Origin of the sequence: Halomonas sp. KHS3, assembly GCF_000830495.1 — a bacterium.
In the GTDB taxonomy this organism is placed as follows: Bacteria; Pseudomonadota; Gammaproteobacteria; order Pseudomonadales; family Halomonadaceae; genus Vreelandella; species Vreelandella titanicae.
The window spans coordinates 171,419-187,876 of sequence record NZ_JWHY01000005.1 but is presented as its reverse complement, the minus strand read 5'-3'; the positions used below and the strand labels follow the sequence as shown (position 1 = coordinate 187,876).

The window sequence follows — 16,458 nt, the reverse complement described above, 5'->3', positions numbered from 1 at the left end:
TTAACGAACCTCCGACAGATACCGCTCAGAGAAGCTACGTTGAGCAGCCGCCATGGCGGGGTAGTCAAGTGCCTCGGCGCGGGCATACTCGCTATCGGGCAGAAAGACTTCGCGTGCTTCGGGGGAAATGGCGCTGGCGCGCACGGGACGTAGGTAAGCATCTGCCCATACCGCTTGGCCTTGGTCAGAGAGCACGAAATCAAGCACTTGCTGACCGTTTTCGGGGTTAGGGCCATCTTTTACCAGGCTCATAACATAGGGCACTACCACGCTGCCCTCTTCGGGAATCACAAACTCTACATTGGCACCATCGCTATGGCGTGCGCGGTAAGCGTTGAAGTCATAATCGAGGAGAATCGGGATCTCACCAGAAAGTACTCGCGCATAGCTGGTTTGCTTGGGCACAATCGGGTTGTTTTCGGCGAGCTGATTGAAGTAGTCGATCGCCGGAGTGAAGTCATTAAGATCGCCACCCATGGCTAGGTTGACCGCCACGGCACCGACGTAGCCAACAAAGGCGCTGGCCGGGTCAAGGTAACCCACCATGCCGCGATACTCGGGCTTGAGCAGATCTTCCCAGGAAGTGGGCACCGGCGCGCCATCCAAGGCGTCAACGTTGACCATAAAACCGAGGGTACCAGAGTGAATGGCAAACCAGTTGCCTTCGGGGTCTTTTAGACCTTCAGGAATCTCATCCCAGTGTTCGGGCTGGTAGGGCGCCACTACGTCCTCTTCCATGGCTTGAATGCCGAAGGTCACCCCGTAGTAAACGACATCGGCCACCGGGCTACTGGCTTCGGCAACCAATTGGGCTAAGGATTGGCCGGAGTTCTTGTTGTCTTGCGGCACGCGAATGCCGGTCTCCTGTTCGATCAAACGCAACTGAGTGCCCCAGTCCGCCCACTCAGGCGGGCAGTTGTAGCAGATAGCGTTGTCGCTTGACTGGGCAGTAGCGACCCCTGACGCACTGATAACCGCCGTGGCCAGTAACGCTTGATAAAGACGCTTAAGGTTCATGCGTTTAAGACTCATACCAAGTTCCTCTATAAAGTGCTTAACGTGGACTTGCGGGATGCCGGGATTCCGACACTTTCGCCCTTACGCAATGCGTGGGGCAGGGGAGCGGGTGTGCATTTTTCTCCCCGAATCATGGCTAACAAGGTGTGAACCGCGGTGCGCCCAATGTCGGCGCGAGGCTGCTCAATAGTGCATAGCGATGGGTAGAGGTGCTTGCCTAAGGTAATGCCATCAAAGCCCATCACAGAAAGGTCGCCAGGCACGTTAAAACCTGCGCGTTGTAATTCGCCCATCAGGCTGATGGCGAGCAGATCATTGGTACAGATCACCGCGCTGAGAGCCTCTGGCCCTTGCAGTGCAGGTGTTAGGCTTTTCAGGTCAGCTTGGGTATGGCGGGTCATCTCAACCAACGGGCGTGCGATCAGGCCTGCCTCGCGCATAGCGTGGCAGTAACCGTCAAAGCGCTGCCGGGCGCGGTCTGATTGCAGCAGCGGGCCAGCGACCATGCCAATGCGCTCATGACCCAAAGTGATTAAATGGTGGGTGGCATCAGCGCTGGCGACGCGGTTATCGACACCGATGGAGGGGAAACCGCTGTTCCCAGGTGGGTTGTAGACCAGTAAGCACGGGGTGGTTTCCACACTTAGCTTGTCCAGCACGGCACTGTTATCGGCTTCAGCCACGGTAAGCACCAAGCCATCCACGCGCTGGCGCAGCATCTCCTCAACAATGTCACCCTCCCGGCTGGGAGAGTATTCACTGGTGGTAACGATCAGTGAGTAACCAGCCGCTCTGGCTGCTACTTCCATGGCTTGTAGCTGCTCGGCAAACACCGGGTTATCGAGACTGGGCACCATCACGCCAATCATCTGCGTCGCTTGAGAGCGAAGCTGTTGGGCGATTTTATTAGGCCTAAACGCCAGCTGCCGGGCAGCGTTTAAAACGCGTTCTCGGGTAGCTGGGCGTACCAAATCGGGGCTTGAAAAAGCCCGCGCCGCGGTTGCCCGGGAAACCCCGGCGAGTTTGGCCACACTGAGTAAATCTGCCATGCGAATACCTGTTGCTGGTGCAATGAGATCGATCTCATTTATTAGGTATCAGCCTAGAGATGGCGTATGACGAATTGATGGCAATAAAAAGTATTTTTGATTATTAAGGGCAGCAGCGTGCTTAAGCGGAGATTGAACACATTGCACCGCTTAGCCCCTCCCGCTAAAGTCTCGCTCTTGTTCACCTGGACGAGACTTCTTTATGGCTACACTGATGATTCAAGGCACCACCTCGGATGCGGGTAAAAGCACTGTGGTAGCTGCCCTTTGCCGCGCGCTGGCAAGGCGTGGAGTATCGGTGGCGCCATTTAAACCCCAGAATATGGCATTGAATAGCGCCGTGACTGAGGACGGCGGCGAGATTGGCCGTTCCACGGCGTTACAGGCGCAAGCCTGCTATTTAGCGCCCCACAGTGATATGAACCCGGTACTGTTAAAGCCGGAAACCGATCGTGGCGCCCAGGTGATTTTACGCGGCAAAGTGCATGGCCATATGGATGCGCTGGATTACCACGCCTATAAACGCACCGCGAAAGAGAGCGTGATGGCGGCATGGCAGGCGTTGGAAAACCGCTTTGATGTCATTATTGCCGAAGGGGCGGGCAGCCCTGCTGAGATCAACCTGCGCGAGGGGGATATCGCCAATATGGGCTTTGCTGAAGCGGCTGACTGTCCAGTGATACTGGTGGGTGATATTGACCGCGGTGGGGTATTCGCCCAATTGGTAGGTACGTTGGCGCTCTTGAGCGAGAGCGAACAGGCGCGTACCAAAGGCTTTATTATCAACCGCTTTCGAGGTGATATAGCGCTGCTTAAGCCGGGGCTTGAATGGTTGGAGGAGCGTACGGGAAAAACCGTATTCGGAACACTGCCTTATCTGCAGGGGCTGCTGCTGGATGCTGAAGATAGCATTGGTTTAACCCACGCCGAAAAGGCTAGCCAGACGCTTAACGTGATCGTTCCGGCGCTACCGCGCATCAGTAACCACACTGACTTCGATCCGCTGCGGTTGCACCCACAGGTATCGCTGACCTTTGTGGGGCCCGACCAGCCGATTCCCGCCGCCGATGTGGTCATTCTGCCCGGCAGTAAAAGTACCGCGAGCGATTTGGCGTGGTTAAAGCAACAGGGCTGGGATAACGCCATTCAGCGCCACCTGCGCTACGGCGGCAAGGTGTTAGGTATTTGCGGTGGCTTTCAAATGCTGGGCGAATGGGTGGATGACCCTGATGGTCTGGAGGGTAAGCCAGTAAAAGTGGCGGGCTTGGGCTTGTTGCCGCTGACCACTCGAATGTTGGCAGGCAAACAGCTACGCAATGTTCGCGGCGTGACCGTTGCTGAAGGGGTAACCGTCACCGGATATGAAATTCATAACGGCGTAAGCGAGGGGCAGGCGCTTAACGTGCCATTATTTGACATAGAAGGCCGACCAGAAGGCGCGGTCAGTGAGGATGGCCAAATAATCGGTACTTACCTGCACGGGTTATTTGACCACCCGGAGGCCTGCCAAGCCCTACTGAAGCAGTTGGGACTCGTTAATGGAGAGCAGAGCGATTATCAAGCTCACCGAGAACGTGAGCTTGACCGTTTAGCCGATATGCTGGAAGCCCATATCGACATTGAGGCGGTTATTGCGCTGATTGATGCGGGCGCTTCGCCATCACAGTGATTTCAATACTGCTTCCGCCGTAGAGGTTAGGGGATTCGGTGCAGGTGCGGGCAGGGTAGCGGCCAGGTTCAAAGTACTCCGCGTAAACAGTGTCCATGTCTTGGATAGCGTGTAGATCCGTGAGGTGGATATCCACCCGCACTATATCCGCTAAGCTGCCGCCTTCCATTTCAAGCATGCGCGATAGTGCGCGCATCACAAGGCGAGTCTCTTCTTTAACGTCGCCTTTGACTGCGTGGCCGTTAGAGAGATCGCCAACGGTCAGTCCTGAAATAAACACATAGTGATCATCGACTACCATGTGGCTACCGGGGAAGCTTGGTGTGGGCATGGTAGGGTCATTCATAAAGGTGGGCATACTAGCTCCTTCTAGGTGATGTTCACACTTACAGTTCTTTTCGACAGATTGTTAACAGTAGTGTTCAGTATCAGTAAAAATGAATGGACGTCGTGGTGAGGCACGTCGCGCTGTCAAAACGGTGATGTTTGCTCTAGGCTTGCGGGTTTTTAGTCGGTGAGGATGATTCAAATGAAGGTCGTACACGTTAACGCAGAGGCCCAGCGCAACGCCTGTCTGGCGCGATTATGCGCTGAGGTTTACGGACAAGAGGCGGGTCTTACGCCGCTGGTCGTGTTCACCGGCACCTGCAGTGTGTTTTTTCCGCAAGAAGCAGCGCGGCTGTTTGCTGCTGTTGATAGACAGGGTAAACCTCAAGCGCTGGCACTACTAGTGCTGGACGAGGAGGGCGAGGGCATGACGGTGACCCACGCCTGCGCGCTTGACCAGGCAGATGCCCAGCAGCGGTTAATCAGCGAACTTACTCTGAAAGCGCCGCTACGTGTCGAAGTGGATAACGCCGAACGAGAAGCGTTCTATCAAAAAAGTGGCATTAAGCGCTGGTTCGGCGGGGTGGATGGAAAGCGTATTGGCTTGGGCGCTCGCCACCCTGCCAAGAGTATTCGCGAATTAGCGCCTACCCTAGTGTTGGATGAAGCGCTTATCCTGCGTCGCTTTAAACATGACCCTAAGGCGTTTGAAACGGCCAAACAGGCATTTTTGAAGGGCTTAAACGATTTCCCGCAGTCGCTTTAATAGCCCTTAGGAAACGCTGCGTTCCAGTTTGTGCAACTAAGTTGCACGTTGTTGCCATGTTATTTACGTGTTGCCCCTATAAAATAAGCATCACGACTAGCTTATTAAAAGAAGGGAGAAGCTGCATGGCATTACCGATAATGGATAACAGTCAACGTTACGGTGCGATTAGCCGCTTGTTGCATTGGGGGATGGCGCTACTGTTTGCTTGGCAGTTTACGAGTGCCACGGCGCACTGGCTTTTTCCGGACACACCCTTTGAAGAGTTCTTCTGGGGAACCCATTACCCAGTGGGTGTATTGCTACTGACCTTAGTCATACTGAGAGCGATATGGGCGTTAGCCAATGCGTCGCGCCGCCCGCCATCGGTGAGCGTTATGGCAAAGTTGGGCCATCTTGTTCTCTACGGCTTGATGATGGTGATTCCGACGATTGCGCTTATTCGCCAGTACGGTTCGGGCCGCTCGCTTGAGGTGTTTGGCTTTACGCTGATGTCAGGTTTTGAAGGCGAGGAAATCACCTGGATGACAGATCTGGGCGGTTTGCTCCACGGTGAGCTAGGCTGGACATTGTTAGCGTTGATCGTAGGGCACATCGTGATGGCCATTTTGCATCGCAAGCTGACTCACCACGACGTGCTGACGCGCATGGCCAGATAATCAGACTACTTCTTTGCTAGCTCGCGCATGGCGGTTTCCAAACCCTCCATGGTCATGGGGTACATGCGGTCATCGATGATCTCGCGGATCAATTGGGTCGAGTAGGTGTACTCCCAGGCTCGGGGCGGCATAGGGTTAAGCCACGCCAGGCGAGGAAACGTTTCGCATAAACGCTTAAGCCAAACGCCGCCCGCTTCGTCGTTGAAGTGCTCGACGCTGCCGCCGGGGTGGGTGACCTCATAGGGAGACATGGCCGCGTCACCGACAATCACTACCTGGTAACCCGCACCGTAGGTGTGCAAAACATCCATGGTCGGGATCCGCTCGTTACCCCGACGCATATTGTTTCGCCAAACCCCTTCGTAAAGGCAGTTATGAAAGTAGTAGTGCTCAAGATGCTTGAACTCTGAACGGGCGGCAGAGAACAGTTCTTCGCAGACGCGAATATGATCATCCATCGAGCCGCCCACATCCAAAAATAGCAGCACTTTAACGGCGTTATGGCGCTCTGGGCGCATCTGCACGTTGAGTAGCCCGGCGTCCTTGGCGGTTTCACGGATGGTGCTATCCACGTCAAACTCATCTAACGCCCCTTGGCGGGCAAACTTGCGCAGGCGGCGGAGCGCCATTTTGATATTGCGCGTGCCTAATTCCAGAGAATCATCGTAATCGCGGAAGCGTCGCTCGTCCCAGACCTTGGTGGCTCGGCGGTGGCGCGATCCATCCTGACCAATGCGAATGCCTTCCGGGTTGTAGCCGTAGGCGCCAAAGGGGCTAGTGCCGCCGGTGCCGATCCATTTGTTGCCGCCCGCGTGGCGCTCTTTTTGCTCCTCCAGGCGTTTCTTGAACGTTTCGATGAGTTCTTCAAGCCCGCCCAGGGATTCGATTTCGGCTTTCTCTTCATCCGTTAGCTGCTTCTCAAACTCACGGCGTAGCCAGTCGTCAGGGATTAGCGCCTCAATGGCGGCGTCCATATCCTCAAGGCCTTTAAACCAGGCGGCGAAGGCACGATCAAAGCGGTCGAAGTGGCGTTCGTCCTTGACCATCACCGTGCGCGCTACCTGATAAAACGCCTCCATGTCGGCGAACACCACACCGCGTTCCACCACGGCGTGAAGATCCAGCAGCTCGCGTAGCGATACCGGAACGCCCGCGCGTTTTAAGGTCTCAAACAGGCCGATAAACATGGCTTAGCGGCCTGTGCCTTTCTGGCGGCGGATCATAAACGCCAGGCGTTCCAGCAGTTGAGTGTCCTGCTCGTTTTTGACCAGTGCACCTGCCATGGGCGGCAGCGCTTTGGTCGGATCGCGGTTGTAGAGCGCCTCTTGAGCAATATTGTCAGCCATCAGTAGCTTGAGCCAGTCGACTAGTTCAGACGTGGAAGGCTTTTTCTTGAGGCCTGGCGCTTTACGTAGCTCAAAAAATACCTCTAGGGCTTCGCTGACCAGCCGGGGGGCGATATCCGGGAAGTGCACATCGACAATCGCCTGCATGGTCTCGCGGTCAGGGAACTCGATGTAGTGGAAAAAGCAGCGGCGTAGGAATGCATCCGGCAGCTCTTTTTCATTATTCGAGGTAATAACAATAATTGGGCGCTGTTCGGCGCGGATGGTTTCGCCGGTTTCGTAAACGTGGAATTCCATACGATCCAGCTCTTGAAGGAGGTCGTTGGGGAATTCGATATCGGCCTTGTCGATCTCGTCGATCAGCAGCACCACCCGTTGATTAGCGGTAAACGCTTCCCACAGCTTGCCGGGCTTGATGTAGTTGGCGACGTTCTCTACACCTTCAACACCTAGCTGAGAGTCACGCAGACGGCTGACGGCATCGTACTCGTATAAACCCTGGGCCGCCTTGGTGCTAGATTTGATATGCCAGGTAATCAACTGGGTATCGAGAGACTCGGCCAGTTCTTCGGCCAGCAGGGTTTTACCGGTGCCCGGCTCGCCTTTGATTAATAGCGGCCGTTCGAGCACCACCGCCGCGTTCACAGCCTGTTTAAGCGCATCGGTTGCAATATAGGAAGAGGTGGATTCAAACGCCATGGGAGAGCCTCGGCTTGTCGAAAGCGGGGTTATAAAAGGATAAACGAATTCAAACAAGTGTACGTGAGGGTCACCCTCAAGGCCAAGAGGTAGTGATGACTTGCGAAAGACCCTCGCTTCAACCTGCCCTCGCACCGTGTTCTCAAGATATGTTGCAGTTATTTCCCAATCAAAAGCTTTGAAGTAGCTTTTTATCACCCCTGCCAATTCGGCGGCACTATGCCTTGGCGCTGCATTTGCCGGTATATCGTGGGCCTTGAAACCCCGAGAGCGCGAGCCACGGCGCTAATGTTCCAGTGCTGCTCCTTGAGCATTTCCAGCAATGTGTGATCGCTGTCGCTACCAGCGTCTGCAGGCAGGGGAGTTGCTTGCCGAGTGATGCGTTGGCTTAGGCACTGCTCAGGTAAGTCATGAACGGTGATTTCTTCGTTTTCTGAGGTGGCCAGTGCAAAGGCCAGCGCATTCTTTAGCTGACGGATATTACCGGGCCAGGCGTAAGCTAGTAGGGCGCTAATGGCATCGGCCCGCAGGCGCGGTGATTGGCTGGAGGCTCGCTCCTGGATGATGTCATCAAATACGCGGCGGATAACGTAGAGCTTATCGGCGCGGTCGCGTAGCGCGGGCAGGCGCAGTTGAGCCCCGTTAAGGCGGTAATAGAGGTCTTCGCGGAACTCACCCTGCTGGATCATCGAATCGATATTGCGATGAGTGGCGGTAATCACCCGAATATCAACCTTTTCAGGCTTATTGGCCCCAAGAGGCATCACTTCTCGCTCGGCCAGTACGCGCAGTAGGCGGGTTTGCAGGGCCAGCGGCATATCGCCGATTTCATCTAAAAACAGTGTGCCGCCGTGGGCTTGGGGAATCAGCCCGCGCATGCCTTTGGCGCGCCCGCCGGTAAAGGCGCCGGGCTCGTAACCAAACAGCTCGCTTTCGATCAGCGCTTCGGGAATGGCGGCACAGTTTACTGCGATAAAGGGGCCTTTAGATCGGTTGCCGCTGTCATGCAGAGCACGGGCAACGACCTCTTTGCCGGTGCCGGTTTCTCCGCTAATCAGCACATTGACGCTGGCTTCGTTGCGCAACCGTTCAGCCAGTTTCTGCACTTTGCGCATGGCGGGGTCGTCGGCGCCGAGGCGTACCAGTGGTTCCGGCAGGCTGGAGGCGAGAGGTTGTGCTTGCTGAGCAGGGCGCGGGCGGCGTGGCTCCAGCAGGCTAATAAAGTAGATCGTGTTATCGACCCTGGCGCGAAAAGCACGCAGTTGATCGTCGGTGGCGCTATTAATGCTGAGTACATCGGCGATCTCGCACTCGAATAGCTCCCCCAGCATTGGGGTGTGATGGGCTGACCAGGGTGGCCAACGGCGCTGGTGTTCACTTATCAGATCACGACCCACTGCGTTGGCAGCAATCACTTGCCCGTTCTCTTCAATGGCGATGAGTCCGCGCCCGTTTACATGCACAAACTCTCGTGAGGTATCCAGCCGCACCATCAGGCAGTCACGGTAGCGCTGAAGAAAATAGGCGTCCTCAATCATGCGCGCGTAGAGCGTTACCAGAGAGAGACTAAAATTTTGACTCTCATGCTGGGTAGGCGATTGCAGCGCGGAGATGTCCAGTACGGCCATGACGTTGCCTTGCGGGTCGGCGATGGGCGCGGCAGTGCAGGTAAGCGAAATATGCGAGGCGTCGAAGTGCTCCTGGCGGTGGCAAATAATCGCTTGGCGGTCATGCAGGCAGGTGCCTACGGCACAGGTACCCGCAAAGCGTTCGTCCCAGTCGGCACCGAGGTATAGGCCTGCTTTGCGCAGTTGCTGGTCTTGGTTGGGATCGCCACGAAACTCAACGGTTATCCCACGGTGGTCGGTGAGCAGTAGCACGTAGCCTAGTTGAGCAATTTGCTGATAAAGCTGGTCAACCCCGGCTCTTGCCACGTGCAGTAGTTCATCCACGGATTCCCGGTGCTCGATCAGGATTTGTTGAGGCACCACCCGGGCTGGGCGTGGCTGGGTGGGATCGAGTTGGTACTCGTTTAGGCAGCGCAGCCAGGAGCGTCGAATAGTCGGCTGGGCGGGTAGCTGGGGCATTTCCAAGCCTTCGCCGAGCTGGAAAATATGCTCGATATGCTGGCGCTGGACGGATTGCAGCCGTGCAGGCAGGGACGATTGAGTGGGCATGGCGTGGTTCACCGTGGGGCTTGTTATTGTCCTTCCAGCCTATGCGCTCTGGCGTGGGTGTCAACGCAGCGCTATTACGCCGTTAGTCGTGCGTTACACCTGTAACGTTGTTTACAACTAGATGTGACAGGTGTACGCCTTGGGCAACGCCTAATCGACAACTGTTTTTTTAAATTTATTTATATTTTTCATATGCTTGTGGTTTATCTGAAATGATTGGCACGGCGGGTGCTTAGAGTTGGGTGTCTCACCAGCAATTCAACAATAACAAACGATGGAGTACTCACTATGTCCGAGATACCGGCACAAACCCAGCAAACCGCCACGGCTACTGTCCAAGGGTGGCTAAGTGATTTTGATAAAGCGCTGCAAGCCCAGGATATTCAGCGTGTTTTGTCGCTATTTAATGAGGAATGCTACTGGCGCGACTTTGTAACCTTTACCTGGAATTTAAAAACCTGTGAGGGCAAAGATGCTATTCAGGCCATGCTCAATGCCACCCTGGAGAACGTGCGTCCTTCGAACTGGCAGCTAGAAGGTGAAGCTACCCAGAACGGCGATACCAGTGAGGCGTGGTTTACCTTTGAGACAGCGGTCGCCAGCGGCAAAGGCTACTTGCGTCTAAAAGACGGTAAATGCTGGACGCTACTAACCACTATGCAGTCGCTTCATGACTACCCCGAACCGCGTAACCACAACCGCCCAAAAGGAGCTGAGCACGGGGCCAATAAACAGCGTGAAACCTGGTTAGAGTCACGGGAGCGCGAAGAGGTAGAGCTTGGCTATACCCAACAGCCTTACTGCGTAATCATCGGCGGAGGCCAAGGCGGGATTGGCCTTGGGGCGCGGCTGAAGCAGATGGGCGTGCCGACCATCATCATAGAGCGCAACGAGCGCGCCGGGGACTCCTGGCGCAAGCGCTATAAATCCCTCTGCCTGCACGACCCGGTGTGGTACGACCATCTACCCTATATTCCTTTCCCAGAAAACTGGCCGGTGTTTGCGCCTAAAGACAAGGTGGGCGATTGGCTGGAAATGTACACAAAGGTGATGGAGCTCAATTATTGGACCTCCACTGAGTGTCAGAATGCACACTATGACGAAGCCGCAGGCGAGTGGGTGGTTAACGTTAAGCGCAATGGCGAAGAGATCACGTTACGCCCGAAGCAGCTGGTGATGGCCACCGGGATGTCGGGCATGCCCAATGTGCCGACATTTCCCGGCGCAGAGAGCTTCGCAGGCGAGCAGCAGCACTCCAGCCAACACTCTGGGCCGGATGCTTATGCGGGTAAAAAGTGTGTGATTGTGGGCTCGAATAACTCTGCTCACGATATTGCCGCGGCACTTTGGGAGCACGATGCCGATGTGACCATGCTGCAGCGTTCATCCACCCATATTGTGAAGTCGGACTCTTTGATGGAGGAAGTGCTGGGTCCGCTCTACTCCGAAGAGGCGGTGGCCAATGGCTTAACCCACGATAAGGCTGATCTGGTTTTTGCCTCGATTCCCTACAAGGTGCTTCCGGACTTTCAGCGCCCGGCGTTTGAGGCAATCAAACAGCGTGACGCCGAGTTTTATCAGAAGCTGGAAGACGCGGGCTTTCTGCTCGATTTCGGTGACGATGGCTCCGGGCTGTTTTTGAAGTATCTACGCCGGGGCTCGGGTTATTACATCGATGTGGGCGCCTGCGATTTAGTGGCCAACGGCGATATCAAACTGCGCAGTGGTGTGGGCATTGAACGCATTAACCCCCACTCCATCACACTTACCGATGGCAGTGAGCTAGAGGCAGATTTGATCGTCTACGCCACCGGTTATGGCTCCATGAATGGCTGGGCGGCGCGGCTTATCTCTCAGGAAGTGGCGGATAAAGTCGGCAAGTGCTGGGGCCTGGGCTCTGACACCACCAAAGACCCCGGCCCTTGGGAGGGCGAGCTGCGCAATATGTGGAAACCCACCCAGCAAGAGGCGCTGTGGTTCCATGGTGGCAACCTGCACCAGTCGCGGCACTACTCGCACTATTTGGCGCTGCAGTTAAAGGCACGCATGGAGGGGCTGGAAACGCCTGTCTACGGTCTGCAGCCGGTTCACCATACGTCGTAACAGATAGGTCTTAACAGGAAGGGAAAACCATGAGTCAGTCGAATAATCAGCAAACTATGCAGGCAGCGGTTTGGTACGCAGCAAAAGATTTACGCGTTGAGCAAGTTTCGGTTCCCACTATCAGCGACCCCCATGAAGTGAAAGTGAAAGTGGCTGCCTGTGGTATTTGCGGCAGTGACTTACACGAGTATGCTGCCGGGCCGATTTTTATTCCGGTGGGCAAGCCGCACCCCATTAGCGGCGAACAGGCGCCGATCATTATGGGCCATGAGTTCGCTGGGGAAGTGGTAGAGGTCGGCGAGAAAGTCACGCGGGTGAAGGTAGGCGACCGCGTGGCGATTGAGCCGATCCTTTCACCCAACAAGGATGGCGCTTATCAGATGGAGCGCTACAACCTCACGCCCTTGCTGGGCTTTCACGGCCTTTCGGGCGGTGGCGGCGGCTTTTCCGAGTTCACCGTGATGGGGGAACATATGGTGCACAAGCTGCCGGATGAGCTTAGCTACGAGCAGGGCGCTCTGGTAGAGCCCGCGGCGGTAGCGCTGCATGCGGTGCGCCAAAGCTGCCTGAAAGCCGGGGATAGCGCGGTAGTTTTTGGCGCGGGGCCAATTGGCTTGATGACTATTGAAGCGCTAAAAGCCGCAGGCGCTGCTCAAATATATGCCGTTGAGGTCGCGCCTTCACGGAAAGCCAAAGCCGAAGCGTTAGGGGCCATTGTGGTTGACCCGCAGCAGGAGGATGCGGTTACGAAGCTACAAGCCTTGAGTGGTGGCGGGGTGGACGTGGCGTTTGAAGTCACCGGCATTCCTGCCGTGCTGAATCAGGCGTTGCACAGCACCCACGAAGGGGGCGAAGTGGTGGTGGTGAGTATCTGGGAAGGAGAGGCCAGCTTCCAGCCTAACGACCTAGTCATCAAAGAGCGCACCATGAAGGGCATTATTGCCTATCGCCATGTTTACCCAGCGGTAATGGCACTGATGCAGCGGGGCTACTTCCGCGCCGAGGACATGGTGACCCAGCGCATTCCACTGGCGGATATCGTGGAGGAGGGCTTTGAGGCACTGCTAAACGACAAAGCTCAAGTGAAAATCATCGTGACACCCAACCACTAATCTGAGGATTCCGAAGCGTAAACAAACGCATATGATGCTTTGTGATGCAAAAAGACCTCAAAGTGCGCAATGCTGGTGCATTTTGTTTGCTGCAGTGCGTCGGAGGTTGATGCCAGTGAAGTGGTTTTTTATTAACTATATGATTTTTAATGATATTTAAAAAAGTGGCACGCAGATCGCAATGTATATGGCAAAGGATGAGTGAATAGAGAGGCGTAATTAACTATCTGGCTTCTTTCCCTTCTTCATCCACGTTGCTACCGGCTGGTAGCAACAAACCGAGTGAGCTGGCGTGCTCCACCTGGTCCCCTTCGGGGGACTTTTTTTTGTGCCCGGATTTTATATTAGAAAACTATCAGGGTTCAGTTTCTTATAACAATATTTTACAAGCAATTTGGAAACAGTGTTCGTATACTATACTCTGTACAGGTAAGTTGGATAGCAAGTACCGCAATCCCCAAGCGCAAGGAACTGCGCGCTGCATAGAGGATGACTCTTATGAGTAATATGAAACTGATTTCTGCTGCTGTAATCACTGCCGGTTTCGCACTGGCAAGCCAAGCGGCTCTCGCTTATAACGCTGGCGATGTATTCGTTCGTGGTGGTGTTGCCCAAACGGATACGGGGTCAGGTAATGGCAATCTGAATGGTGATTCACTAAACGTGCAGAGCGCTCGCGGCTTCACCTTTGGTGCTGGTTACCTATTTACTGATAAGGTTGGCGTTGAACTCAACAGCTCTGAGAAGTTCGAGCACGATCTGAACACCTCTGCTTTAGGCGATGTGGGTAGTGTTGATCGTCTGCCTGTTAATCTACTCGTGAATTACTACCCGATGGGTGGCCTGGATTCACGTGTGCAGCCTTACGTTGGTGCTGGCCTTAACTATACACGCTTCTCTGGCGAGCCGAGTGGTGTGAATGTTGATGAAAGCTACGGCGCGATCGGCCAAGTAGGGGTTGATCTGGCCGTGACTGATAATATTATGCTCAATGGTTACGCAAGCTACGCTGACGTGAACGCAGATATCAACGTCGGTGGTGAAGTTGACATCGAACCCGTCACTATTGGCGGTGGTGTTACTTACCGCTTCTAAGTTTTACTAGACATTAGCTTTACTAGATTTTAGCTTTGCCTGGGTTTGAGTTTTGCTAAGTCTTCTGAAATATCACTACGCCCGGCCTTGAGCCGGGCGTAGTGCGTTGTAGAGTGCCGATTAGCAAGACGTTACAGAGGGCTTATGGCGTTAAGTTATCAAAGCCGCTTTCTGTCACTGCTACGTTATCTTCGATACGAATACCGCCACAGGATGAGAGTTGGTCGACCAACGGCCAGTTAATGGGCAGTGAGGTGTTGCGCAGCGGGTCGAGCAGCATGGCGATAAAATAGAGCCCGGGTTCAATGGTAACGACCATGCCAGGGCGCAGCGTGCGCGTCAGCCGTAGCGCTGGGTGCTGCTCTGGCGCAGGGGCGGGCGTGCCATCCGGGTGGCGTAATCCGGCCACATCATGCACTTGAAGGCCCAGCGAGTGGCCCAGTCCATGAGGGCAGAATACCCGCGTAACGCCCTCGGCAACCGCTTGTTCTGTGGTGCCTTTAAACAGATCATTAGCCACCAATATTTCACCCAGGTGGTGATGCATCTGCTCGTGCAGTGCTAAAAAGTTAATGCCTGGGACTACGCCTTTGACTAACTCATCTTTCAGCCCATGCATGGCGGTGACCAGTTCGCCAAACGCGACGGGGGCATCGGGGCCAGCGTATGTGCGGGTAATATCGGCGCAGTAACCCCGAAAGCGGCGACCCGCATCCACTAGCAAGCTATAGCGCTGTTTAGGTGCGTTAAGGTCGTAGTGTTGATAATGCAGCACGCCAGCATGCTCATTTAAACCAATAATATTTTGGTAGGGCACGTTTGATTCGCGCTGTCGACTCGCTGCTAAGTACGCCAGCTGAATATCCAGCTCACCGGATGCGCCAATAAAGGCGGCCTGGGATGCCTGGTGGCCCGCTATCGCTAAGCGATTGGCTTCACGGATACAGGCGATCTCATAGGGCGTTTTAAACAGCCGTAATTCATCAAGGGCATGCACTATGCGTTCAGGGTGATTTTCAGCTTTTAGCGCCTGCTGGGTGCTGATGGGAAGACGCTCGATATCGCCAATAACGGCGGCATTTCCCGAAAGCGGTGGGGAGATTTTCTCGCTGCATAAGTGGATATCAAACGCCTCCACCCAGAGCTCATCGGGTAGCTGAGTGGGCAGGTGCCAAAAGTCGGCGGGCGCATACAAGTACAGCTGGGGGCGCTCTCCTGGCTGAATAATCAGCCAGCTATGCTGCACATCGGCTAAACCCACCCAGTGCATGAAATGCCCGTAAGCCTGAAAAGGAGGGGCGTGGTCATCTGCAAAATGGTCGCTGGCATGGCCACTGTAAATTGCCAGGCTATCGAGCCCGTGGTCGGCCAAAATATCCGAATAAGCACGCTGTAGGTGCGCTATGTGCTCGCGTTGCAGGTTAAACAGGGTGGTTGACATACAAAGCTGTGCCCTCTCTTAAGTAAGCTTTCTCAAATGGGGTCATACACGGGGCGGCGCAAGTTCGCTCCATAGGCTATCCAGCTCCGCGTGGCGATGATTTTGATGACGGTATAGCCGCAGCTCCATAGGCACATCCCAGCGACTATCGCCTGCTCTTACCAGCGTGCCTTGAGCAAGCTCTGCCGCGACGTTGCGTTCTGGCAGCCAACTCATGCCGTAGCCAAGTAGCACCAGCTCTTTAATACCCGCCGCGTAGAGATTTTCACTCTGCGCAGTTAAATAGGTGGTTTGGGGGAGCCTGGCTAGGTGTGCTTTAACCGCAGACCCCAACAACCCACGCTTGGGGTAGGCAAGCCAAGGCAGCGGTTGATGGCGCGAGCCAGGCAGCAGTGCGTGCGGTTCTCCCTCTGGGTTTAACCCAGTTACTGGAATCAGTCGTTCATGACCAATCACACGATAATTGCAGGCGCTGGTGTCGATCTCCAGATCGCAGCGCCCAATCGGCCAGTAACAGATAGCCAGGTCGCACTCGGCACGCGCTAAGGCTTGAAAGTAGTCATTGGCCACCCAGCCGGTCGCCCGCAAATACGGCTGTACGCGATCTTGCCACCCCGTAGACGCCAACCATTCCGGTAAAAAATGCGGCAACAGGCTCTGCGGTGCTGCGACCATAATGCGCCGCTGCTGGCCAGCGTTAATTTCGCGCACCCGGTCACGGGTCAGCCGCACCCGGTCGGTCACCTGTTCGCACAGGGTCAAAAACTCCTCCCCGGCCGGGGTGAGTGACAGCGGCAGCGTTTGACGATTAATCAGCGTTACGCCCATCTCCTCCTCAAGCAGTTTAATCCGCCGGGAGAAGGTGGGTTGCGTAACGTTTTGATCATCTGCTGCGCGTGAGAAGTGCCGCGTTCTGGCCAGGGCGATAAAATCTTCTAGCCAGCGAATTTCCATGCTCTACCTCTCAGCGCCTGGGGTCGCTGTGTCGAATACGACGC

Annotated in this window: 14 protein-coding genes; 6 read left to right on the top strand and 8 right to left on the bottom strand. The window is 55.1% G+C overall.

All coding sequences use genetic code 11. From position 1 onward, the window contains the following. Together RO22_RS14015 and RO22_RS14010 are read right to left on the bottom strand one after the other, a co-directional pair. Window positions 1-1,032, bottom strand: coding sequence for an ABC transporter substrate-binding protein (locus RO22_RS14015; RefSeq protein ID WP_041158557.1), 1,032 nt, complete (start codon window positions 1,030-1,032; stop codon window positions 1-3). A gap of 11 nt (window positions 1,033-1,043) precedes the next feature. Beyond that, window positions 1,044-2,066: a substrate-binding domain-containing protein gene (locus tag RO22_RS14010; protein ID WP_041158556.1), complete on the bottom strand. Its 1,023-nt coding sequence runs from the start codon at window positions 2,064-2,066 to the stop codon at window positions 1,044-1,046. Window positions 2,067-2,268: 202 nt separating this feature from the next. Here RO22_RS14010 and RO22_RS14005 point away from each other — a divergent pair, with 202 nt between their 5' ends. Then, on the top strand, window positions 2,269-3,735 hold the full coding sequence (locus tag RO22_RS14005; protein WP_041158555.1) for a cobyric acid synthase: 1,467 nt from the start codon (window positions 2,269-2,271) through the stop codon (window positions 3,733-3,735). Here RO22_RS14005 and RO22_RS14000 read toward each other — a convergent pair. Beyond that, entirely contained in the window at window positions 3,695-4,093 is a 399-nt protein-coding gene (locus RO22_RS14000; RefSeq protein ID WP_022523133.1) for a RidA family protein, read from the bottom strand. The genes RO22_RS14005 and RO22_RS14000 overlap by 41 nt on opposite strands. Window positions 4,094-4,264: 171 nt before the next feature. Here RO22_RS14000 and RO22_RS13995 point away from each other — a divergent pair, with 171 nt between their 5' ends. After that, the gene (locus RO22_RS13995; RefSeq protein ID WP_027957562.1) at window positions 4,265-4,828 is read left to right on the top strand and encodes a hypothetical protein; all 564 of its coding nucleotides are present in this window, start codon (window positions 4,265-4,267) and stop codon (window positions 4,826-4,828) included. 125 nt (window positions 4,829-4,953) lie between these two features. Beyond that, complete coding sequence (locus tag RO22_RS13990) at window positions 4,954-5,487, top strand: cytochrome b (protein WP_041158554.1); 534 nt, start codon at window positions 4,954-4,956, stop codon at window positions 5,485-5,487. 5 nt (window positions 5,488-5,492) lie between these two features. Here RO22_RS13990 and RO22_RS13985 read toward each other — a convergent pair whose 3' ends face one another. The 3 genes from RO22_RS13985 to RO22_RS13975 all read right to left on the bottom strand — a co-directional run bounded on the left by RO22_RS13985 (window position 5,493) and on the right by RO22_RS13975 (window position 9,709). Continuing rightward, the gene (locus RO22_RS13985) at window positions 5,493-6,674 is read right to left on the bottom strand and encodes a vWA domain-containing protein (protein WP_041158553.1); all 1,182 of its coding nucleotides are present in this window, start codon (window positions 6,672-6,674) and stop codon (window positions 5,493-5,495) included. 3 nt (window positions 6,675-6,677) lie between these two features. Further along, window positions 6,678-7,532, bottom strand: coding sequence for an AAA family ATPase (locus RO22_RS13980; RefSeq protein ID WP_041158552.1), 855 nt, complete (start codon window positions 7,530-7,532; stop codon window positions 6,678-6,680). 194 nt (window positions 7,533-7,726) lie between these two features. After that, window positions 7,727-9,709, bottom strand: a complete 1,983-nt coding sequence (locus RO22_RS13975) for a sigma-54-dependent Fis family transcriptional regulator (RefSeq protein ID WP_027957559.1) — start codon at window positions 9,707-9,709, stop codon at window positions 7,727-7,729. Window positions 9,710-9,997: 288 nt separating this feature from the next. Between RO22_RS13975 and RO22_RS13970 the strand changes: the two genes are divergently transcribed. The 3 genes from RO22_RS13970 to RO22_RS13960 all read left to right on the top strand — a co-directional run bounded on the left by RO22_RS13970 (window position 9,998) and on the right by RO22_RS13960 (window position 14,019). Then, window positions 9,998-11,812, top strand: a complete 1,815-nt coding sequence (locus RO22_RS13970) for an NAD(P)/FAD-dependent oxidoreductase (protein WP_041158551.1) — start codon at window positions 9,998-10,000, stop codon at window positions 11,810-11,812. Window positions 11,813-11,841: 29 nt separating this feature from the next. Then, complete coding sequence (locus RO22_RS13965; RefSeq protein ID WP_318025897.1) at window positions 11,842-12,924, top strand: 2,3-butanediol dehydrogenase; 1,083 nt, start codon at window positions 11,842-11,844, stop codon at window positions 12,922-12,924. Between the two features lie 498 nt (window positions 12,925-13,422). Beyond that, window positions 13,423-14,019 carry an OmpW/AlkL family protein gene (locus RO22_RS13960; RefSeq protein ID WP_027957556.1) on the top strand — a complete coding sequence of 199 codons (597 nt, stop codon included), beginning with the start codon at window positions 13,423-13,425 and terminating at the stop codon, window positions 14,017-14,019. Window positions 14,020-14,161: 142 nt separating this feature from the next. Here RO22_RS13960 and pepQ read toward each other — a convergent pair whose 3' ends face one another. Further along, entirely contained in the window at window positions 14,162-15,460 is a 1,299-nt protein-coding gene (gene pepQ, locus RO22_RS13955) for a Xaa-Pro dipeptidase (protein ID WP_041158550.1), read from the bottom strand. A gap of 42 nt (window positions 15,461-15,502) precedes the next feature. Continuing rightward, on the bottom strand, window positions 15,503-16,414 hold the full coding sequence (locus tag RO22_RS13950; protein WP_009287010.1) for a LysR family transcriptional regulator: 912 nt from the start codon (window positions 16,412-16,414) through the stop codon (window positions 15,503-15,505). Window positions 16,415-16,458 lie beyond the last annotated feature (44 nt).